Source organism: Agromyces cucurbitae (assembly GCF_058349945.1).
This window is the reverse complement of sequence record NZ_JBYRES010000003.1, coordinates 96157-115381: the sequence shown is the minus strand read 5'-3', so window position 1 is coordinate 115381 and position 19225 is coordinate 96157. Positions and strand designations below refer to the sequence as shown.

Sequence of the window (19225 nt, the reverse complement as noted above, 5' to 3'; positions counted from 1 at the left end):
GCGCGCCGAAGCCGGATCCGCCCACCGATCACGTCTCCGGGCCGAACGCGCCGCCGACGGCGTCGACGCTGGGTGCGGAGGTGGTGCCGATGAGCCACAACACGGAACTGGGCCGACGGGGCGAGCAGCTCGCCGCGGAGCACCTCGAGGCCGCGGGAATGCGGGTCGTCGACCGCAACTGGCGCTGCCGCCACGGCGAGGTCGACCTCGTCGCGAGCCTCGGCACGACGCTCGTGTTCGTCGAGGTGAAGACGCGCTCGGGCGACGGCTACGGCCACCCGTTCGAGTCGATCACCCCGCGCAAGCTCGCCCGGCTCCGGCGGCTCGCCGCCGCCTGGTGCGAGGCGTCGGGCGTGCACGCCGAACTCATCAGGATCGATGCCGTGTCGGTCATCGCTCCCCGCTCCGGCCCGGTCGTGCTCGAGCACCTCGAAGGAGTGAGCTGATGTCGGTCGCCCGCACCCGCTCGGTGGCCCTGTTGGGCCTGACGGGCTCGATCGTCGAGGTGGAGGCCGATCTCTCCTCCCAGCTGCCCGCCGTGGTCATCATCGGCCTGCCCGACGCCGCGCTCGGCGAAGCCCGCGACCGGGTGCGCTCGGCCGCGAGCAACGCCGGGTGCCCGCTGCCGACCAGACGCCTCACCGTCAACCTCTCCCCCGCCGCGTTGCCGAAGCACGGCTCGGGATTCGACCTCGCGATCGCACTCGCGTGCCTCGGCGCCGCCGGCGAGGTGCCGGCCGCGTCCATCGACCGGGTCGTGCACCTCGGCGAACTGGGGCTCGACGGAAGGCTCCGGCCGGTCGACGGCATCCTGCCGGCGGTGCTCGCGGCCGCCCGGGCGGGGCACGATCTCGTCATGGTGCCGACCGGCAACGCACCGGAGGCCGCGCTCGTGCCCGGCGTGCGCGTCATCGGCGTCGCCTCCCTCCTGGAGGCGGCGATCTGGCACGGCGCCGCGTACCCGCCGCGCGAGGTCGAACCCGTGCTGGCCCCGGTCGCCGACGAGATCCCCTCCGCAGCGCCCGGCGACCTCGCCGACGTCGCCGGCAACACCGACGCCGTCGACGCGATGCTCGTCGCCGCAGCGGGCGGGCACCACCTCTCCCTGCTGGGTCCGCCCGGTGCCGGCAAGACGATGCTCGCAGCGCGACTGCCCGGCCTGCTGCCCGATCTCGACGCCGACGCGGCGCTCGAGGTGGCCTCGATCCGATCGCTCGCCGGCCTCCGGCCGAACGGCTCGCTCTCGTTCCGGCCCCCGTTCGAAGCGCCGCACCACACCGCGACCGCGGCGGCGATCGTCGGCGGCGGCAGCCGGATGATCCGGCCCGGCGCTGCCGCCCGGGCGACCCACGGGGTGCTCTTCCTCGACGAGGCACCCGAGTTCCCGCGAGCGGTGCTCGACGTGCTGCGGCAGCCCATCGAGTCGGGCACGATCTCGATCCATCGTGCGAACGCCGTCGCGACGTTCCCGGCACGCTTCCAGCTCGTGCTCGCCTCCAACCCCTGCCCGTGCGGCAACGCGGGCACGAGCGACTGCACGTGCGCACCGATCGTGCAACGCCGCTACCTCTCACGGCTCTCGGGCCCGCTGCTCGACCGCATCGACCTGCAGCTGCGCGTGCCGCGCATCACCGTGGCCGCGATGCGGATGGGCGGCGACGGCTCGACCGTCTCGACCGCGGTGGCCCGGCAACGTGTCACGGAGGCGAGACTGACGGCGGAGGAGCGCCTGCGCGGAACCCCGTGGCGCACCAACGCGGAGATGCCCGGCCCCTGGTTGCGCGGCTCCGGCGGCATGCATCCCGGAGGCACGGCGACGAAGGGCATCGACCGAATGCTCGAGCTCGGTGCGATCACGATGCGCGGCTACGACCGCATCCTCAAGGTCGCATGGACGCTCGCGGACCTCGCCGGGGCCGGCCGGCCCGACGCCGAGCACGTGGGTCGGGCGAGCTTCTTCAAGACGGGAGCCGAGGCATGAGCACCATCCGCCACGACGTCGACGCTGCCGTCGCCGACGCCGTCCGCGGCCGTCCCCGTGACGGCGACGAACGCCGTGCGGATGCCGAGGCACGGGCCCTCCTCGGGTTCCTGTCCGAACCGGGCGATGCCGTGCTCGGCCGAGCCGTCGCCGCGGCCGGTGCTCGCGCCGTCGTCGCGCTCGTCGTCGGCGACGCGCCCGCGTCGGCGCTCGCCGAGGTGCTGGGCCGCGACGGCGGGTCGGCGACCGTCCAGTCGGCGGTGCAGGCGCTGAGGCGGTGGCGACCGCGGCTCGACGACGAGGCGTTCGCCCGCTCCCTGCTGCAGGCCGCGAGGGTCGGTGCGCGGCTGCTCGTGCCCGGCGATCCGGAGTGGCCGTGGCGCGTCGACGACCTGGGTGCCGCGGCGCCCCTCGCCCTGTGGGTGCGCGGACGACCCGGCGCGCTCGCCGAGTCGCGGACCATCTCGCTCGTGGGCGCCCGCGCGGCGACCGGCTACGGCGAGCACATCACCGCCGAGGCCTCGGCGGGGCTCGTCGACCGGGGGTTCACGATCATCTCGGGCGGCGCGTACGGCATCGACGGCATGGCGCACCGCGCCGCGCTCGCGAGCGACGGCACGACCGTCGCCTTCCTCGCGGGCGGCATCGACCGCTACTACCCCAGTGGTCACGAGGCACTGCTCTCTCGTATCGCAGCGACCGGCGCGGTCTACTCGGAGGTCGCGTGCGGCACGTCGCCGTCGAAATGGCGGTTCCTCATGCGCAATCGGCTCATCGCCGCGACCGGCGATGCGACGGTCGTGCTGGAAGCCGGGCTCCGGTCGGGATCGCTCAACACCGCCACGCACGCCACCGAGCTCGGACGCCCGCTCGGGGCGGTGCCGGGTCCGGTCACGAGCCCGGCCTCGGCGGGCTGCCACCGGCTCTTCCGCGACCGCGACGCCATCTGCGTCGTGGACGCGGCCCAGATGGCCGAACTCGCCTCGGGCATCGGCGCGGCCGGCGACGTCGCGACGCCGGGAGGCTCTCGTTCGACGGCCGCACCCGGGCCCGCGCTCTTCGAGCCCGACCACGACGGGCTCCGCGTGCTCGACGCGCTCAGCACGCGTGCGGCGCGCGGCGTCGACGACCTGGCCCGTCGCAGCGGCATGGCACCCGGACACGTGATGGCCACGCTCGCCGAACTCGAGGTCGAGGGCCACGCCCGGCGCGACGTCGGCGGGCTCTGGACACGGCGGGCGGTACGGCGACGATGAACCGTCCGCACGCCGGCTCGTCCGATGGGACGATGCGGAGATCGAGGCGATGCGATCGTCGAACCGATGCGGTCGCGAACGGCGACCGGCGCGCTCACTCGTCGAGCGCGAGTTCCTTCGGCAGTTCGAATTCGCGGGTCGCGAGCTCTTCGACGTTGACGTCCTTGAAGGTGAGCACGCGCACGCTCTTGACGAAGCGGTCGGCGCGGTAGACGTCCCACACCCAGACGTCCTTCATGGTGAGCTCGAAGTAGAAGTCGTGCTCGGTGTCGCGGCGGACGAGCTCGACCTCGTTCGCGAGGTAGAACCGTCGCTCGGTCTCGACCACGTACTTGAACTGCGAGACGATGTCTCGATACTCGCGGTACAGGGCCAGTTCGACCTCGCGGTCGTAGTCTTCGAACTCGTCTTCATCCATCGCGATTCATCCTACGCCGAGCTCGAACAGCGCCGGTGCCTCGGGCTCGCGCTCGTGCAGCCACGTGCGCCGGTGCAGTTCGCTCGCGCCGTGCTGCTCGATCGCGGCGAAGTGGGCGCGGCTCGAGTAGCCCTTGTTCTCGTCCCAGGAGTAGATCGGGGTGTCCGCGTGGGCGCGACGCATCCCGCCGTCGCGGTGGACCTTCGCGATCACCGACGCCGCCGCGACCGAGGCGCAGTCGCGGTCGGCCTTGATGCGGGTGCGAACGCGCGCACGGTACTCGATCGCCGGGCTCAGCCAGTCGTGGTTGCCGTCGAGGATGAGGGGCGCACCGTGCACGGCGACCACGAGCTCGGGCGGCAGCGACGAGAGGGCCCGGGCGCCGGCGAGGCCCAGGCACGCCATGATGCCGAGCTCGTCGATCTCGTTCGCCGACGCCTCGCCGACGGCCGAGGCCATGACCCAGGCGGTCGCCCGCGGCGCCATGGCTTCGCGCCGCGGCTCGGTCATGAGCTTCGAGTCGCGCAGCCCCGTCGGCATGCGCCGCACGGCCGGGTCGATGACGACGAGGCCGACGGTGACCGGCCCCGCGAGCGCGCCACGTCCGACCTCGTCGCACGCGAGCACGAACGGCGCGCCCTCGTCGAACAGCTCGCGCTCGAGCTTGAGGTTCGGGATCGCCTGCTTGGGCATCAGCCGTCGCCTTCGTCGACGCCCTCGAACACCTCGGGGTGGTTGTCGAGCCAGGCCCAGTGCGAGATCGGCCAGCTGACGACGAACGCGCGTCCGACGACGTTCTCGATCGGCACGAACCCCTTCGTCGGCGTATCGGCGTTGTAGCGCGAGTCCTTCGAGTTGTAGCGGTTGTCGCCCATCACCCACAGCGAGTCGTCGGGGACGATCTCGTCGAAGTCCACCTCCGAGACCTTCGACTGGCCCGGCGGCAGGAACACGTACGGCGACTCGTCGAGCGGTACGCCGTTGACGCTCATCTGCCCGAGCGCGTTGCAGCACTCGACGTGGTCGCCGGGCAGGCCGATGACGCGCTTCACGAGGTGGTCGTTCGAGTCGGGGGCGCTCAGGCCGACGAACGCGAGGAACCAGTCGACGGCCGCGACGAGCGGCGGCTGCTGCACCTCGGGCCGAGCCGGCAGCCAGCCGCCCGGGTCCTTGAACACGACGACGTCGCCCCGCGAGATCGGCATCAGCTCGGGCTCGAGCTGATTCACGATGATGCGGTCGTCTTTCACGAGCGTCTCCTCCATCGACTGCGATGGGATGAAGAACGATCGGATGAGGAACGTCTTGATGAGGAACGAAACGAGCACCGCCACCACGAAGATGACGAGCAGATCCCGCAGGAAGAGGAGGATGCCGCGTTGCTTGCGTGTCGTTGCCGTACCCGCGCGATCTTCGCGCGTGGTGGTGTCTTCTGTCATTTAACCGCCCGAGCTCCCCACCAGTCTACGGTGGGGAGCTCGGTCGGAAGTTCGCGGCAGGCCGCGATTCGCGCGTGCCGGATCAGGCGTCGCGCTTCTCCTTGATCTTCGCCTTCTTGCCGCGCAGCTTGCGCAGGTAGTAGAGCTTCGCGCGACGCACGTCACCGCGGGTCACGACCTCGATGTGGTCGATGACCGGCGAGTGGACCGGGAACTTGCGCTCGACGCCCACCTGGAAGCTGACCTTGCGGACCGTGAAGGTCTCGCGGACGCCCTCGCCCGAGCGGCCGATGACGACGCCCTGGAAGACCTGGATGCGCGAGCGCGTGCCTTCGATGATGTTCACGTGGACCTTGACGGTGTCGCCCGCGCGGAAGTCGGGGATGTCCGACCGCAGGCTCGCCGCGTCGACATGGTCGAGGATGTGCATGATGATTCGCTCTCTGCGCCCGCCACCGGTCGAACGCGGATCTTGATGGGAAAGTGTCTGGTGCCGCCTCGCACGGTGACCGTGCGTCGCATGCTCCCCGGAGGCAGAGTCGTCGGCAGGATCGCTCCTGCAGCGGCACAATCCTCTATTGTGCCATGACCGGGGCCCGACGGCCAAAGCGACGAGACGGATGCCTTCGCGGTGCCGCGACCGTGATCAGTCGCGCACCTCGTGGATGATGATCACGTCGCCGTCGCCGTCGTCGAACGGCGGGCGCCGCCCCGAGGCATCCCCGCCGGCGGAACCCCCGCGCTGCTCGGCCGCGAGCCGTTCGAACTCCGCCATCGACGCGTTCATGCGCCTCGCCCCGTCGCGCACGAGCTCCCACAGGACGACCCAGAACGCGGCGATCGCGCCGATCACCGCGAGCAGGCCGAACACGCCGCCCGCAGCCGTGTAGAACCCCGTGCCGATGATGACGGCGTGCCATGCGCCGAGCACGGCGACGTCGGTCCACGAGACCGCACGCTCGCGGCGCACGGTCGGTCGCGCGTTCACGAGGAGTGCGACGACCCCGAGCGTGAGGAACGCGATCGGCACCGTGATGACGAGCCCGAGCGTGCCCCATCCGCCCGAGCCGAAGATCGCCCAGCCCACGAGGAGCCACACCGGCAGCGCGATGATCGCGATGAACTGCCAGCGGTAGAAGAGGCGCCGGATGAGCATGTGCCAAGGCTAATCCCGCCCGGCTGCGAGCGCGCCGGGTGTTCACTCAGGGCGGAGCCGACAGAATGGACTCGGAGAGGATGAGTGTGATCGAACTGAGGACCCCCGCCGAGATCGAGGAGATGCGGCCCGCCGGCCGTTTCGTCGCGAGTGTCATCGAGGCGACGTCGAAGGCCGCGGCCGTCGGCGTCAACCTGCTGGAGCTCGACGCGCTCGCGCACGAGATGATCCGCAAGGCCGGCGCGGAGAGCTGCTACATCGACTACCACCCGTCGTTCGGTGCGAGCCCGTTCGGCAAGGTCATCTGCACGTCGGTCAACGACGCGGTGCTGCACGGCCTCCCCCGCGACTACAAGCTCCGCGACGGCGACCTGCTGAGCCTCGACTTCGCCGCCTCCGTGAACGGCTGGGTCGCCGACTCGGCCCGCTCGATCGTCGTCGGCACCCCGCGCGACGAGGATCTCCGACTCATCGAGACGACCGAGCGCGCGCTCGCCGCCGGCATCGCCGCCGCCCGCCCCGGCAACCGCATCGGCGACATCTCGCGGGCGATCGGCGACGTCGCGAAGGCCTCGGGCTACCGCGTCAACACCGACTTCGGCGGACACGGCGTCGGCCGCACGATGCACGGCGACCCGCACGTGCCCAACTCGGGCCGCCCCGGTCGCGGGCTGCCGCTGAAGCCCGGCCTCGTGATCGCGATCGAACCGTGGTGGCTCGAGACGACCGACGAGATCTTCACCGACCCCGACGGGTGGACCCTGCGCAGCGCCGACGGCTCTCGCGGCGCGCACTCCGAGCACACGATCGCGGTCACCGAGGGCGACCCCATCGTGCTCACCGCCCGCGACTGAGCTGTTCGAGCGGCGTCGGGCTCAGGCCTCGAGCTCGACCTCGAGCATGCCGCCGACGATCCGCGTGCGGTACGTGCGCAGCGCGAGCGAGCCGTCGGTGAAGCACTCCCCCGTGCCGAGGTCGTAGACCTCCTTGTGCAGGGGCGAGGCGATCGTCGGGCGGTCGCCGCGCGACCCCACGATGCCGCGCGCCATCACGGGAGCGCCCGTGTGCGGATCGTGGTGGTCGACGGCGTACACCTCGCGCTCGTCGAGCCGGACCAGCGCGATCTGGTGGGATCCGTGCAGGGCGACCTCGCCCCAGCCGGGTTCGAGGTCGTCGACCTCGCAGGTCGCCAGCCAGGCGGTCGTCGGTTCGATGGCGATGGACATCGCGGGCTCCTCTCGTCGGCGGTCGGCGCGACCTGCGCACCGGACGGCGCGGATGCGACGCGCCGGCTGCTGTGCATCGACCGTAGTCGCGGGCTGTTTCGCCACCCCGCCCCTGCGTGTTTCGCGATCGTGAATCGCACCTCACATCGGCCCGTCGCCGTCGTGCGACGGGCGTGCCGGCTGGTTACCGCGCCGTAACACCGCCGAAACGGCCCCTTCCTACGCTCGCCTCAATCGAGCCCGGGGAGGCAGCATGACCGAGACCAGCCGCGCCGGCGTGCGCGACGTCGTGATCGTCGGCGGCGGGCCGGCGGCGCACCGCCTCGCCGACAGCCTGCACGCCCGCGACGCGGACGGGTCGCTCCGCGTCACCGTCGTCGGCGAGGAGCGCCATGCGCCCTACGACCGCGTCGCCCTGAGCACGAGGCTCGCGGATGCCTCGACCGACCTCACCCTGGAGCCGTCGACCCTGTGGGACGACGCGAGGATCGAGCTCGTCGTCGACGACCGCGTCGTCGCCGTCGACCCCGCCGCGCGCACGGCGACGACCGCGGCCGGCCGGGTGCTGCCGTGGGACGAGCTCGTGCTCGCGACCGGTTCGAGTGCGCCGGTGCCGGAGCTTCCGGGCGCCGAGCACGCCCGCGTGTACCGCACGATCGACGACGTCGACGCACTCGTCGCCGAGACCGCGGCGATCGCACGGGAGCGCGGTCGTCCCGCGCAGGTCGTCGTCGCCGGCGGCGGGCTGCTCGGCCTCGAGGCGGCGGGCGGGCTCGCCGCGCTCGGAGCGCACGCGGCGGTCGTGCACTCGGGCGGCTGGCTCATGTCGGCCCAGCTCGACGAGGGCGCGGGGCGCGCGCTCGGGAGGATCATCGCGGGCCAGGGCATCGGCCTGCATCTCGGCACCCGGCCGTCGAGCGTCGTCGTCGACGACGGCGCCGTCGTCGGCGTCGAACTCGCGAACGGCCGGCGCATCGACTGCGACGTCGTCGTCTTCGCGATCGGCATCACCCCGCGCGACGAGCTCGCCCGCGACCTCGGCCTCGAGCTCGGGCCGCGCGGCGGCGTCGCCGTCGACACCTCGTGCGCGGCATCCCTGCCGAACGTCTGGGCCATCGGCGAGGTGGCGAGCTTCGAGGGCCGCTGCACCGGGCTCGTCGCCCCGGCGAACGCGATGGCCGAGGTCGTCGCCGACCGGCTGCTCGGAGGGACCGCCGAGTTCACGACCGTCGACGACGCGACGAAGCTCAAGCTCTCGGGCGTCGACGTCGCGAGCTTCGGCGACGCGCTCGCACGGACGGAGCACGCGCTCGAGATCGTCTACGCCGATCCGGCACGCGGGCTCTACCAGAAGCTCGTCATGACCGACGACGCCAAGACCCTGCTCGGCGGTGTCTTCGTCGGCGACGCGGCTCCGTACTCCTCGCTCCGGCCGCTGCTCGGCACGGAGCTCTCGGCGGAACCCGCGGCCTACCTGTCGGCGGCCGGCGTCGAGCCGCCCGCCGGCGACGAGCTGCCGGCCGGCGCACTCGTCTGCGCGTGCAACAACATCACGGCGGGCACGATCCGCGACGCGGTCGCGGGCGACGGCCACGGGCCCGGCTGCACCGAGCTCGGCGAGCTCAGGGCCTGCACGCGGGCCGGCGCCCAGTGCGGCTCGTGCGTGCCGCTCGTGAAGAAGCTGCTCGAGTCGGAGCTCGTGAAGGCGGGCGTGACCCCGTCGCGCGCACTGTGCGAGCACTTCGAGCTCAGCCGGCAGGAGCTGTTCGAGTCGATCCGCGTGCTCGGACTCACGTCGTTCGACGAGATCGTCGAACGGCTCGGCACCGGGCGCGGCTGCGACGTCTGCAAGCCCGTCGTCGCCTCGATCCTCGCCACCCAGCACGGGTCGTACATCCTCGACGGCGGGCGCGGCGGCCTCCAGGACACGAACGACCGCGCGATGGCGAACATGCAGAAGGACGGCACCTACTCGGTGGTGCCGCGCATCCCGGCCGGCGAGGTCACCCCCGAGAAGCTCGCCGTCATCGCCGAGGTCGCGATGGAGTTCGGCCTCTACACGAAGATCACGGGCGGCCAGCGCATCGACCTGTTCGGGGCGCGCCTCGACCAGCTGCCCGACATCTGGCGCCGCCTCGTCGACGCCGGCTTCGAGTCGGGACAGGCGTACGGCAAGGCGCTGCGCAACGTCAAGAGCTGCGTCGGTTCGACGTGGTGCCGGTACGGCGTGCAGGACTCGGTCGCGATGGCCGTGCGCCTCGAGCTGCGCTACCGGGGCCTGCGCTCCCCGCACAAGCTCAAGTTCGGCGTCTCGGGCTGCGCCCGCGAGTGCGCCGAGGCCCGGGGCAAGGACGTCGGCGTCATCGCGACCGACGCGGGCTGGAACCTCTACGTCGGCGGCAACGGCGGGTTCCAGCCGGCGCACGCGCAGCTGCTCGCGAGCGATCTCGACGACGAGACGCTCATCCGCTACGTCGACCGGTACCTCATGTACTACATCCGCACCGCCGATCGCCTGCAGCGCACCGCGCGCTGGATGGAGGACCTCGACGGCGGGATCGACCACGTGCGCGAGGTCGTCGTCGACGACTCGCTCGGCCTCGCGGACGAGCTCGAGGCGGCGGTCGCGGCCCACGTCGACCACTACGAGGACGAGTGGGCGGCCACGCTCGCCGACCCCGAGCGGCTCCGGCGGTTCCGCTCCTTCGTCAACGCGCCGGGCACGCCCGACCCGTCGATCGCACGCGTGGCCGAGCGGGACCAGTTCCGGCCCGCGACGCCCGAGGAGCGCGCCGACGGTCGGGCGGTGCTCGTGGCGGGATCGCGGATCCCCGTGCGGGAGGGCGCGCGATGACGGGCCGGGTGACGATCGTCGGCGGCGGACCGGGTGCCGCCGACCTGCTGACCCTGCGGGCCGCGCGAGCGCTCGCCGACGCCGACGTCGTGCTCTACGACCGGCTCGCCCCGCACGACGACCTCGCCGGCCTCGCCCCGGGCGCCCTCCTGATCGACGTCGGCAAGCGTCCCGGCCACCACGCCGTGCCGCAGCACGAGATCGAGGCGATGCTCGTCGGCCACGCGGCATCCGGTGCGCACGTCGTCCGCCTGAAGGGCGGCGACCCGTACGTGCTCGGCCGCGGCGGCGAGGAGGTGCTGGCGTGCCACGCCGCCGGCATCCCCGTCGAGGTCGTGCCGGGCGTCACGAGCGCGATCTCGGTGCCCGCGGCGGCGGGCATCCCGCTCACGCACCGGGGCGTGAGCCACGCGTTCACCGTCGTGTCAGGGCACGCGCCGCTCACCGACGACGAGCTCCGCCACCTCGCGGGGCTCGGCGGCACCATCGTCGTGCTCATGGGCATCGGCACCCTGCCGTCGCTCGCGGCGGGGCTCGCCAGGCACGGACTCCCGGCGACCCATCCCGTCGCCGTCGTCGAACGAGGCTGCACCCCGGCGCAACGGACGACGCTCGGCACGCTCGGCGACATCGTGTCGACGGCCGCCCGGGCCCGGGTCGCCTCGCCCGCCGTCGTGGTCGTCGGCGAGGTCGTGCGCCTCGCGCACGACGGCGACGCGAGCGCCGCCGAGCTCATGGACCGGGCGGCACGCTGGTCGGTGGTCGCATGACGGACGCCTCGGACTGCGCGCCCGGCTTCCGCCCCGACCAGCTCGCCGGATTCCGGATCGGCGTGACGAGCGACCGCCGTGCGGGCGACCTCATCGACGCCCTCGCCCGCCGGGGCGCCCAGGTCCTCCATGCCCCCACCCTGCGGATGGCGAACGCGGTCTCCGACGACCCCGTGATCGAAGACACCCGCGCCATCATCGCGGCGCGGCCCGACGTGCTGCTCGCGACGACCGCGTACGGCGTGCGCCGCTGGTTCGAGGTCGCCGACGCGGCCGGTCTCGGCGAGGACCTCGTCGAGGCGCTCGCCGCCACCGACATCCTCGTGCGCGGGCCGAAGGCGCGCGGAGGCATCCGCGCCGCCGGCCTCGGCGACGTCGGCATGAGCGCCGAGGAGACCACCGAGTCGCTCGTCGACGAGGTGCTCGAGCGCTATCCGCCCGGGCTCACGATCGCGGTGCAGCTGCACGGCTTCCTGCAGCCGCACCAGCTCGAGCGGCTGCACGAGGCGCACGCCCGCGTGCTCACGGTCGAACCGTACCGCTGGGTGGAGACTGATCCCGACGACGACCGAGTCGACCGGCTCATCGACGCCGCCTGCTCGGGCGGGCTCGACTGCATCACGTTCACGAGCGCGCCGGCGGTGCACGCGCTGTTCGGCGCCGCGGAGGCGCTCGGGCGGTACGACGACCTCGTCGACGCGATGTGCGGTCCCGTCGTCGCCGCGGCCGTCGGCCCGGTCACCGCCGCCCCGCTCGAGGACGCCGGCATCAGCCCCATCACGCCCGAGCGCTTTCGGATGGGCGCGCTCATCCGGCTCGTCTGCGAGCACCTCGAGCAGTCGCGCGTCATCCGGCTCGACACCCGGCACGGGCCGCTCGAGCTGCGCGGCTCGGTGCTCGACATCCACGACCGTCGCGTGCCGCTCGCCCCCGTCGCGCTCGCGCTGCTGCGCGCGCTCGTGCTCGCGCACGGCGCGGTCGTGGCACGCGAACGCCTCGCATCTGGCCTGCCAGGCACGACCGACCCGCACGCCCTCGAGGTCGCGCTCAGCCGCCTGCGACGCACGATCGGCGTGCCCGGGCTCATCACGACGGTCGTCAAGCGCGGCTACCGGATCGACGTCTGACGTCGCCCTCACACGGCCCGGCCCACCCGGTGAGCAGGTCGAGACGCACCGTTCACGACCGGAGCGACCGACCGAAACACCCGCTCACTAGCGTCGACCGCACCGACCCCGACCGCAACGGAGGCCCCCGATGACCGACACCGTGCGCACCGACCCGCACCCGCCCACGACCACGACCACGACGCCGTCGACGCCGGCCCTCGTCACCCGACCGGGTCGGTGGATCGACGGCTGGGATCCCGAGGACGCGGCGCAGTGGGCCTCGGAGGGGCGGGCCATCGCCCGTCGCAACCTCCGCTGGTCGATCTTCGCGGAGTTCCTCGGCTTCGTCGTCTGGCAGCTCTGGTCGATCGTCGCGGTCGCGCTCCCCGCGGCGGGCTTCGACCTCTCGACGGGCGAGGTCTTCTGGCTCATCTCGATCCCGAGCCTCGTCGGCGCGACGCTCCGCATCCCGTACTCCTTCCTCGTGCCGCGGTTCGGCGGGCGCAACTGGACGATCGTGTCGGCCGGGCTGCTCCTCGTGCCCGCGATCGCGCTGGCCGTCTGCGTCGCGAACCCGGCGACCCCGTTCCCGCTGCTGCTCGCCGCAGCCGCGCTCGCCGGGTTCGGCGGCGGCAACTTCGCGAGCTCGATGGCGAACATCACGTACTTCTACCCGCAGCGCGAGAAGGGCTGGGCGCTCGGCCTCAACGCCGCGGGCGGCAACCTCGGCGCCGCGGTCGCGCAGTTCGCCGTGCCGGTCGTGATCACGATCGGCGCCGGGGCGAGCCTCCAGCTGCCGCTCGCCGGCTGGATCTGGGTGCCGCTCATCGTCGTCGCGATGGTCGGGGCCTGGCGCCGCATGGACAACCTCGTGGGCGCGAAGGCCGACCTCGCGAGCTCCGCCGCGGCCCTCAAGGAGCCGCACCTGTGGCTGCTCTCGCTGCTCTACATCGGCACCTTCGGTTCGTTCATCGGCTTCGCGAGCGTGTTCCCGAAGCTCATCGCCGACCAGTTCCCCGAGTACGCGTCGTTCGCGGTGGGCGGGGCCTCGGTCTCGCTCGCGTTCCTCGGCGCGCTCGTGGGCTCCCTCGCACGCCCGTACGGCGGCCGGCTCGCCGACCGCTTCGGCGGCGCCCGCATCACGATGACCTCGTTCGCGGCGATGGGCGCGATCACCCTCGTCGTCGTCTCGGTGCCGACGGCGGGATTCTGGCCGTTCCTCGGCCTGTTCCTCCTGCTGTTCGCGGCGGCGGGCGTCGGCAACGGCGCGACCTACCGGATGGTGCCGGTCGTCTTCGCACTCCGCGCCTCGGGCGACGATGCCGGCCGCCGCAGGAAGGCGGCGGCGGCGCTCGGCCTCATCTCGGCGATCGGCGCCTACGGCGGCTTCCTCATCCCGCAAGCGCTGAACCTCTCGTTCCAGGCGACCGGCGGGTACTCGGCCGCGTTCCTCGGCTTCGTCGCCGGCTACGCGGTGCTCCTCGTCCTGACCGCCCTCGTCTACGTGCGGCCCCTGCGGGCGCACCGAGTGTGAGGGGGGCCGGGATGCCCCGATCCGGCGCCGACACCCATTGCCCGTACTGCGCGCTGCAGTGCGCGATGACGCTGGCCGAGGCGGATGCCCCGGGGTCGGCCGACGCCTCGACGTCGACGACGGCGCCCGTCACCGTCTCGGGGCGCGACTTCCCGACGAACCGGGGCGGACTGTGCAAGAAGGGCTGGACGTCGCCGGAGCTGCTGCGGTCGTCGTCGCGCCTCGTCACGCCGCTCGTGCGCGGGGCGGACGGCGAGCTCCGCGCCGCGACCTGGGACGAGGCGCTCGACGTCGTCGCGACCCGGCTGCGCGGCATCCGCGACCGGTACGGTGCCGACGCCGTCGGCGTCTTCGGCGGGGGCGGGCTCACGAACGAGAAGGCGTACCTGCTCGGCAAGTTCGCCCGGCTCGCGCTCGGCACGAGCCGCATCGACTACAACGGCCGCTACTGCATGTCGTCGGCCGCCGCCGCGGGCAACCGGGCGTTCGGCCTCGATCGCGGGCTGCCCTTCCCGCTCGAGGACCTCGACGAGGCCGACACCGTGCTGCTGCTGGGCTCGAACGTGGCCGCGACGATGCCGCCGTTCATCGGCCACCTGGCGGGCGCGCAGGCCGCGGGCGGGCTCGTCGTCGTCGACCCGCGGCGCACGGCCACAGCCCGGCTGACCGACGAGGGCCGTGGGATGCACCTGCAACCGGCTCCCGGCACCGATCTCGCACTGCTGCTCGGGCTCGCGCACATCGTCGTCGCCGAGGGGCTCGTCGACGACGACTACCTCGCCCGGCGCACCGTCGGCCTCGAGGCCGTGCGCCGGAGCGTCGCGGGCTGGTGGCCCGCCCGGGTGCAGTCGGTGACGGGCGTCCCGGCGGCGGCACTGCGCGGGCTCGCACGCCGGCTCGCGGCGGGCGGGCGGACGTTCATCCTGACCGGACGCGGCGTGGAGCAGCACGTCGACGGCACCGACACCGCCACCGCCGCGATCAACCTCGCGCTGCTGCTCGGACTGCCCGGGCGCCCCGGCAGCGGCTACGGCACGCTCACCGGGCAGGGCAACGGCCAGGGCGGTCGCGAGCACGGCCAGAAATGCGACCAGCTGCCGGGCTACCGCCGCATCACCGACCCCGCCGCACGTGCCCACGTCGCACGCGTCTGGGGCGTCGACCCCGAGGAGATCCCCGGCGCCGGGGTGCCGGCCGTCGAGCTCCTGCGGTCGCTCGGCCGCCCGGGCGGTCTCCGAGCCCTCCTCCTGCACGGCTCGAACCCCGTCGTCTCGTCGCCGAACGTCGCCTCGGTGCGCGAGCGGCTCGCGGCCCTCGACCTCCTCGTCGTCTGCGACTTCGTGCCGTCGGAGACCGTCGCGATGGCCGACGTCGTGCTGCCGGTGCTGCAGTGGGCCGAGGAGGAGGGCACGATGACCTCGCTCGAGGGGCGCGTGCTGCGCCGGCGCCGTGCCGTCGAGCCGCCCGAGGGCGTGCGCGACGAGCTCGAGGTGCTCGCCGACCTCGCCCGCCGCCTCGGCTGCCGGGCGCGGTTCGACAGCGACCCCGCCCTCGTCTTCGAGGAGCTCCGGCTCGCGTCCGAGGGCGGCGTCGCCGACTACTCGGGCATCACGTACGAGGACCTCGACCGCGGCGAGCCCGCGTACTGGCCGTTTCCGCGCGGCGGCACATCGACGCCGCGGCTGTTCGCCGAGCGCTTCGCCCACCCCGACGGGCGCGCCAGGCTCGTCGCGGTCGTTCCCCGGCCGGCGGCACGCCCCGCACCGGCGCCCGACGAGTTCACGCTCATCACCGGCCGCCTGCTCGAGCACTACCAGAGCGGGGCGCAGACCCGGCGCGTGCCCGAACTGCTCGCGGCCCGGCCCGAGCTCGTCGCCGCGCTGCATCCCGAGACGGCCCGGCGCCTCGGCGTCGCCGACGGCGAGCGGATCGTGATCGAGAACGGACGGGGGCGCGTCGAGTGCCCCGTCGCCGTGACCACCGACATCCGCGTCGAGTGCGTGTTCCTGCCATTCCACTACGGCGACGCGGCCGCGGCGAACCTGCTCACCTCCGACGCCGTCGACCCCGTCTCGGCGATGCCCGAGTTCAAGACCACGAACGTGCGGATGCGGCGGGCGGGCGCGACCGCGCCGATCGCATCGGCCGCGGCATCCACCTCGCCGCCCGACCGCCCCGCCCGAGACGGGGAGGCCGCATGAACCGGCCGGAACGCGTCGTGCTCATCGGCTACGGCCCGGTCGGCGCCCGCTTCGTCGAGGAGCTGCTGCCCGCGGTCGCCGACGGGCTCGTCGAGCTCACGGTCGTCGGCGGCGAGGCCGTCGAGGCGTACAACCGGGTGCTCGTCGCCGAGTACGCCGTCGGCGGCACTGGGCTCGACGCGATGCTCGTCGGCGATCGCGGCGCCGCCGAGGCGGCGGGCGCCTCGATGCGGCTCGGGGTCACCGCGCGGGCGATCCACCGCGACGAGCGGTCGGTGGAGCTGTCCACCGGCGAACGGGTACGGTACGACCGCCTCGTGCTCGCCACCGGCGCGCGGGCCAACGTACCGACGCTCGACGGCGTCGAGCGGCACCGGCGCGACCTCCGTTCGCTCGAGCGACACCCCGCCGCCCTCGTCGGGCGCGACGATGCGCTGCCGGCCGGCGTCACGACCCTGCGCGACCTCGACGACGCCGAGCGGGTGCTCGCGGCGGTCCGCGGTCGCGAGCGCGTCATCGTGCTCGGCGCGGGGGTGCTCGGGCTCGAGCTCGCACTGGCTGCTCGTCATGCCGGCGCCGAGGTCTGCGTCGTGCACCACGGTCCGCACCCGATGCCGCGCAACCTCGACCGCGGCGCCGGGCTCGTGACGCGCGCCGCGCTCCGGCGCAGCGGCATCGCGGTCGTCGCGAACTCCCGCGCCGAGGCGGTCGGCTTCCGCGGCGAGGACGAGGCCCGGCGGTTCGACCGGCTCGTCACGGCCGACGGCAAGGAGCTGCGCGGCGACCTGCTCGTGCTCTCGTGCGGGGTCTCCCCCCGGAACGAGCTCGCGACGCTCTCGGGCCTGCGCACGGCGGTCGGCGTGCTCGTGCACCCGTCGCTGCAGTCGTGGACCGACCCGGCCGTCTACGCCATCGGCGACTGCGCGCAGGTCGCCGACCACGACCTGCACGGTGCCGACGCCGTCGTCCCCGGCGCACCGTCGGGTCTGATCGGGCCGGGATGGCGCCAGGCGGCCTGGCTCGCGGCGAGCTTCGCCGAGGCGGCCCGCGCCGGCGGCCCGGCCGCGAGCACGGAGCCGGCGGCGACCGGACCGACCGGGCCGACGAGTCGCCCCGAGCCCGCGCCACTCGCTCCCGAGCGCGAGCCGATCGTCATGCTGAAGGCCGAGCACCTCGACGTCGTCGCCGTCGGCGACGTCGCCGCCGACCCGTGGGACGACGACCCCGCCCGGCCGGACCGGCGCGTCGCCCAGTGGGCGGATCCCGAGCACGGCCGCTACGTCAAGCTGGTCACCGAGGGCGGGGTGCTCACCGCCTTCGCGAGCGTCGGGATGCCTCGCACGGCCGCCGAGCTCACGCTCCTGTTCGAGCGGGGCGCCGAACTGCCCGCCGACCGTTCTCTGCTGCTCAGGCTCGACGGCCCCGACGACGATCCGAGCGCGACGGCCGGCGCGCTCGCCCCCGACGCCACGGTCTGCTGGTGCAACGGCGTCACCCACGAGCGGATCGTCGAGTCGGCGGCCTGCGGCAACCGCACGGTCGAGGCGGTCGGCCGCGACACCCGGGCCGGCACGGGTTGCGGCGGCTGCCGCGGGAGGATCGCGGAGCTCCTCGCCGGCGCGCACGAGCCCGCGTCCGACGACGCCGCGAGCCGCGCCGGCTGACGCCGCGAGCCCCCCGGTGCGGGCTCGTCGGGCCGCTCAGGCGCGGGTCGCGGCGTACGTCGTGTCGAACCGGGCGAGCACGAGCTCGACGAGCTCGGTCGGCGCCGGCTCGCCGGGGACGAGCAGCGGCGCTGCGACGACGTCGGCTCCCGACTCGGCGACGGCGTCGAAGAACCGCCCCGGGGCCAGCAGGTAGGGCCCGACGACGACGCGCCGGCCGCGATGGACCTCGCGGATCATCTCGATCGCGTCGGGCAGTCGCGGGAGCGCCGCCGCGATGAATCCGACCGTCACCGGCCGTCCCAGCCGCAGGCCGAGCCGGCGAGCGGTCTCGAAGCACTCGCGCACCGCCCTCGGATCGTTGGAGCCGGCCGCGGCGAGCACGACGACGTCGTGGTCGTCGAGCCCCGCGCGATCGAGTCGGCTCGCGAGCACCCGCACGATGCGATCGTCGGGGCCGAGCTCGGCGGCGAGCCCGACGTCGGAGCCCGATCGGTCGAGACCGACCTGGAGCCCGGTGCGCACGTGGAAGCCGGCCGAGAGCACGAGCGGCACGATCACCGAGTCCTCGTCGCGGTCGGCGAGGAGGTCGGCCAGCCCGCCGGCCCGCGCGTCCACGAACCCGATCGAGACGTCGAGCGACGGCCGTGCCGAGGCGACGGCGTCGACCAGCCTGATGATCGCCTGGCGGTTCGCCGACGTCGGTTCGCCGTGCGTCACGGCGACCAGACGGAGCCGACCGGTGGACTCCTGCGGCTTCGGCCGCCCCGCACCCGTGACGATCATGCTCGAACCCGCGCCTTCCGGCGGGGTCCCTGCGCCCGCCGGTTCGACGGTAGGAACCGGGTGTTACGCGTTCGCGATGCGTGGATTTCGGGCGTGTGAAGAACGGCTCACGCGTCGGCCGCGCCGCGCGGCGCGTCACCCTCGCCGAGCAGCTCGGGCCGAACGCGCCGCGTGCGCTCGACCTGCTGCTCGTGCCGCCATGCCGCCACCGCTCCGTGGTTGCCCGAGCGCAGCACCGGAGGCACCTCGAGCCCGCGCCACTCGGCGGGCTTCGTGTAGCTCGGGTATTCGAGCAGGCCGTTCTCGTGCGACTCCTCGACGAGCGACTCGGGGTTGCCGACGACGCCCGGCACGAGGCGGCCGGCCGCCTCGATCATCGCCATCACGGCGACCTCGCCGCCGTTGAGCACGTAGTCGCCGAGCGAGATGAGGCGCACGCGCATGCGCGTCGAGTAGTGGTCGACGACGCGCTGGTCGATGCCCTCGTAGCGGCCGCACGCGAACACGAGGTGCGGCTCCTGCGCGAGCTCGCGCGCGAGCTGCTGGGTGAACGGCTCGCCGGCCGGCGACGGCACGACGAGGAGCGCCTCGGACTCGCCCTCGCCGACGATGGCGTCGAGCGCCTCGCCCCACGGCTCGGGCTTCATGACCATGCCCGCACCGCCGCCGTACGGCGTGTCGTCGACGGTGCGGTGCCGGTCGTGCGTGTAGTCGCGCAGGTCGTGCGCGGTGACCTCGAGCAGGCCCGACTCGCGGGCCCTGCCGAGCAGCGACAGGTCGAGCACCGAGAAGAACTCGGGGAAGATCGTGACGATGTCGACGCGCATCGGC

General features: G+C 73.6%; 18 protein-coding genes. 10 read left to right on the top strand and 8 right to left on the bottom strand.

The window, feature by feature from the left end:
- The first annotated feature begins 89 nt into the window (after positions 1 to 89).
- The 3 genes from AC3RJ6_RS11745 to dprA are packed head-to-tail and all read left to right on the top strand — an operon-like array spanning position 90 to position 3237.
- Entirely contained in the window at positions 90 to 446 is a 357-nt protein-coding gene (locus AC3RJ6_RS11745; RefSeq protein WP_491427255.1) for a YraN family protein, read from the top strand.
- Positions 446 to 1981 carry a YifB family Mg chelatase-like AAA ATPase gene (locus AC3RJ6_RS11740; protein WP_491427254.1) on the top strand — a complete coding sequence of 512 codons (1536 nt, stop codon included), beginning with the start codon at positions 446 to 448 and terminating at the stop codon, positions 1979 to 1981. Before AC3RJ6_RS11745 ends, AC3RJ6_RS11740 begins: the two co-directional genes overlap by 1 nt.
- Positions 1978 to 3237 (top strand): DNA-processing protein DprA, encoded by a 1260-nt coding sequence (dprA, locus tag AC3RJ6_RS11735; protein ID WP_491427253.1) that lies wholly within the window; start codon positions 1978 to 1980, stop codon positions 3235 to 3237. Before AC3RJ6_RS11740 ends, dprA begins: the two co-directional genes overlap by 4 nt.
- A gap of 94 nt (positions 3238 to 3331) precedes the next feature.
- Here dprA and AC3RJ6_RS11730 read toward each other — a convergent pair whose 3' ends face one another.
- From AC3RJ6_RS11730 to AC3RJ6_RS11710, 5 genes are all read right to left on the bottom strand, one after another.
- Complete coding sequence (locus AC3RJ6_RS11730; protein ID WP_022891843.1) at positions 3332 to 3655, bottom strand: DUF2469 family protein; 324 nt, start codon at positions 3653 to 3655, stop codon at positions 3332 to 3334.
- A gap of 6 nt (positions 3656 to 3661) precedes the next feature.
- A complete protein-coding gene (gene rnhB / locus AC3RJ6_RS11725) occupies positions 3662 to 4348 on the bottom strand; it encodes a ribonuclease HII (protein ID WP_491427252.1) in 687 nt (228 codons plus the stop codon).
- Positions 4348 to 5094, bottom strand: a complete 747-nt coding sequence (lepB, locus tag AC3RJ6_RS11720; RefSeq protein ID WP_491427251.1) for a signal peptidase I — start codon at positions 5092 to 5094, stop codon at positions 4348 to 4350. Before lepB ends, rnhB begins: the two co-directional genes overlap by 1 nt.
- Positions 5095 to 5176: 82 nt before the next feature.
- The gene (gene rplS, locus AC3RJ6_RS11715) at positions 5177 to 5524 is read right to left on the bottom strand and encodes a 50S ribosomal protein L19 (RefSeq protein WP_244853740.1); all 348 of its coding nucleotides are present in this window, start codon (positions 5522 to 5524) and stop codon (positions 5177 to 5179) included.
- A gap of 216 nt (positions 5525 to 5740) precedes the next feature.
- Positions 5741 to 6250 (bottom strand): hypothetical protein, encoded by a 510-nt coding sequence (locus AC3RJ6_RS11710; protein WP_491427250.1) that lies wholly within the window; start codon positions 6248 to 6250, stop codon positions 5741 to 5743.
- A gap of 86 nt (positions 6251 to 6336) precedes the next feature.
- Here AC3RJ6_RS11710 and map point away from each other — a divergent pair, with 86 nt between their 5' ends.
- The gene (gene map, locus AC3RJ6_RS11705; RefSeq protein WP_491427249.1) at positions 6337 to 7104 is read left to right on the top strand and encodes a type I methionyl aminopeptidase; all 768 of its coding nucleotides are present in this window, start codon (positions 6337 to 6339) and stop codon (positions 7102 to 7104) included.
- Positions 7105 to 7125: 21 nt separating this feature from the next.
- Here map and nirD read toward each other — a convergent pair whose 3' ends face one another.
- Positions 7126 to 7476: a nitrite reductase small subunit NirD gene (gene nirD / locus AC3RJ6_RS11700; protein ID WP_491427248.1), complete on the bottom strand. Its 351-nt coding sequence runs from the start codon at positions 7474 to 7476 to the stop codon at positions 7126 to 7128.
- Positions 7477 to 7729: 253 nt separating this feature from the next.
- Here nirD and nirB point away from each other — a divergent pair, with 253 nt between their 5' ends.
- From nirB to AC3RJ6_RS11670, 6 genes are all read left to right on the top strand, one after another.
- The gene (gene nirB / locus AC3RJ6_RS11695; RefSeq protein WP_491427247.1) at positions 7730 to 10330 is read left to right on the top strand and encodes a nitrite reductase large subunit NirB; all 2601 of its coding nucleotides are present in this window, start codon (positions 7730 to 7732) and stop codon (positions 10328 to 10330) included.
- The gene (cobA, locus tag AC3RJ6_RS11690; protein ID WP_491427246.1) at positions 10327 to 11100 is read left to right on the top strand and encodes a uroporphyrinogen-III C-methyltransferase; all 774 of its coding nucleotides are present in this window, start codon (positions 10327 to 10329) and stop codon (positions 11098 to 11100) included. The genes nirB and cobA overlap by 4 nt, the downstream gene beginning before the upstream one ends.
- Entirely contained in the window at positions 11097 to 12227 is a 1131-nt protein-coding gene (locus tag AC3RJ6_RS11685) for a uroporphyrinogen-III synthase (RefSeq protein WP_491427245.1), read from the top strand. Before cobA ends, AC3RJ6_RS11685 begins: the two co-directional genes overlap by 4 nt.
- 130 nt (positions 12228 to 12357) lie before the next feature.
- A complete protein-coding gene (locus AC3RJ6_RS11680; protein WP_491427244.1) occupies positions 12358 to 13743 on the top strand; it encodes an MFS transporter in 1386 nt (461 codons plus the stop codon).
- An 11-nt stretch (positions 13744 to 13754) separates the two neighbouring features.
- Positions 13755 to 15944, top strand: a complete 2190-nt coding sequence (locus AC3RJ6_RS11675; protein WP_491427243.1) for a molybdopterin oxidoreductase family protein — start codon at positions 13755 to 13757, stop codon at positions 15942 to 15944.
- Positions 15941 to 17608 (top strand): FAD-dependent oxidoreductase, encoded by a 1668-nt coding sequence (locus AC3RJ6_RS11670; protein WP_491427242.1) that lies wholly within the window; start codon positions 15941 to 15943, stop codon positions 17606 to 17608. Before AC3RJ6_RS11675 ends, AC3RJ6_RS11670 begins: the two co-directional genes overlap by 4 nt.
- Positions 17609 to 17644: 36 nt before the next feature.
- On the opposite strand, the gene AC3RJ6_RS11665 is transcribed toward AC3RJ6_RS11670, so the two are convergent.
- Positions 17645 to 18394, bottom strand: a complete 750-nt coding sequence (locus tag AC3RJ6_RS11665; protein ID WP_491427241.1) for a sirohydrochlorin chelatase — start codon at positions 18392 to 18394, stop codon at positions 17645 to 17647.
- Positions 18395 to 18501: 107 nt separating this feature from the next.
- Positions 18502 to 19221, bottom strand: a complete 720-nt coding sequence (trmD, locus tag AC3RJ6_RS11660) for a tRNA (guanosine(37)-N1)-methyltransferase TrmD (protein WP_491427240.1) — start codon at positions 19219 to 19221, stop codon at positions 18502 to 18504.
- Between the last annotated feature and the right edge of the window lie 4 nt (positions 19222 to 19225).

Coding starts and splice junctions, on each gene's coding strand:
- AC3RJ6_RS11745 (WP_491427255.1), top strand. CDS start 90: ATGAGCCACAACACGGAACTGGGCCGACGGGGCGAGCAGCTCGCCGCG.
- AC3RJ6_RS11740 (WP_491427254.1), top strand. CDS start 446: ATGTCGGTCGCCCGCACCCGCTCGGTGGCCCTGTTGGGCCTGACGGGC.
- dprA (WP_491427253.1), top strand. CDS start 1,978: ATGAGCACCATCCGCCACGACGTCGACGCTGCCGTCGCCGACGCCGTC.
- AC3RJ6_RS11730 (WP_022891843.1), bottom strand. CDS start 3,655: ATGGATGAAGACGAGTTCGAAGACTACGACCGCGAGGTCGAACTGGCC.
- rnhB (WP_491427252.1), bottom strand. CDS start 4,348: ATGCCCAAGCAGGCGATCCCGAACCTCAAGCTCGAGCGCGAGCTGTTC.
- lepB (WP_491427251.1), bottom strand. CDS start 5,094: ATGACAGAAGACACCACCACGCGCGAAGATCGCGCGGGTACGGCAACG.
- rplS (WP_244853740.1), bottom strand. CDS start 5,524: ATGCACATCCTCGACCATGTCGACGCGGCGAGCCTGCGGTCGGACATC.
- AC3RJ6_RS11710 (WP_491427250.1), bottom strand. CDS start 6,250: ATGCTCATCCGGCGCCTCTTCTACCGCTGGCAGTTCATCGCGATCATC.
- nirD (WP_491427248.1), bottom strand. CDS start 7,476: ATGTCCATCGCCATCGAACCGACGACCGCCTGGCTGGCGACCTGCGAG.
- nirB (WP_491427247.1), top strand. CDS start 7,730: ATGACCGAGACCAGCCGCGCCGGCGTGCGCGACGTCGTGATCGTCGGC.
- cobA (WP_491427246.1), top strand. CDS start 10,327: ATGACGGGCCGGGTGACGATCGTCGGCGGCGGACCGGGTGCCGCCGAC.
- AC3RJ6_RS11685 (WP_491427245.1), top strand. CDS start 11,097: ATGACGGACGCCTCGGACTGCGCGCCCGGCTTCCGCCCCGACCAGCTC.
- AC3RJ6_RS11680 (WP_491427244.1), top strand. CDS start 12,358: ATGACCGACACCGTGCGCACCGACCCGCACCCGCCCACGACCACGACC.
- AC3RJ6_RS11675 (WP_491427243.1), top strand. CDS start 13,755: ATGCCCCGATCCGGCGCCGACACCCATTGCCCGTACTGCGCGCTGCAG.
- AC3RJ6_RS11670 (WP_491427242.1), top strand. CDS start 15,941: ATGAACCGGCCGGAACGCGTCGTGCTCATCGGCTACGGCCCGGTCGGC.
- AC3RJ6_RS11665 (WP_491427241.1), bottom strand. CDS start 18,394: ATGATCGTCACGGGTGCGGGGCGGCCGAAGCCGCAGGAGTCCACCGGT.
- trmD (WP_491427240.1), bottom strand. CDS start 19,221: ATGCGCGTCGACATCGTCACGATCTTCCCCGAGTTCTTCTCGGTGCTC.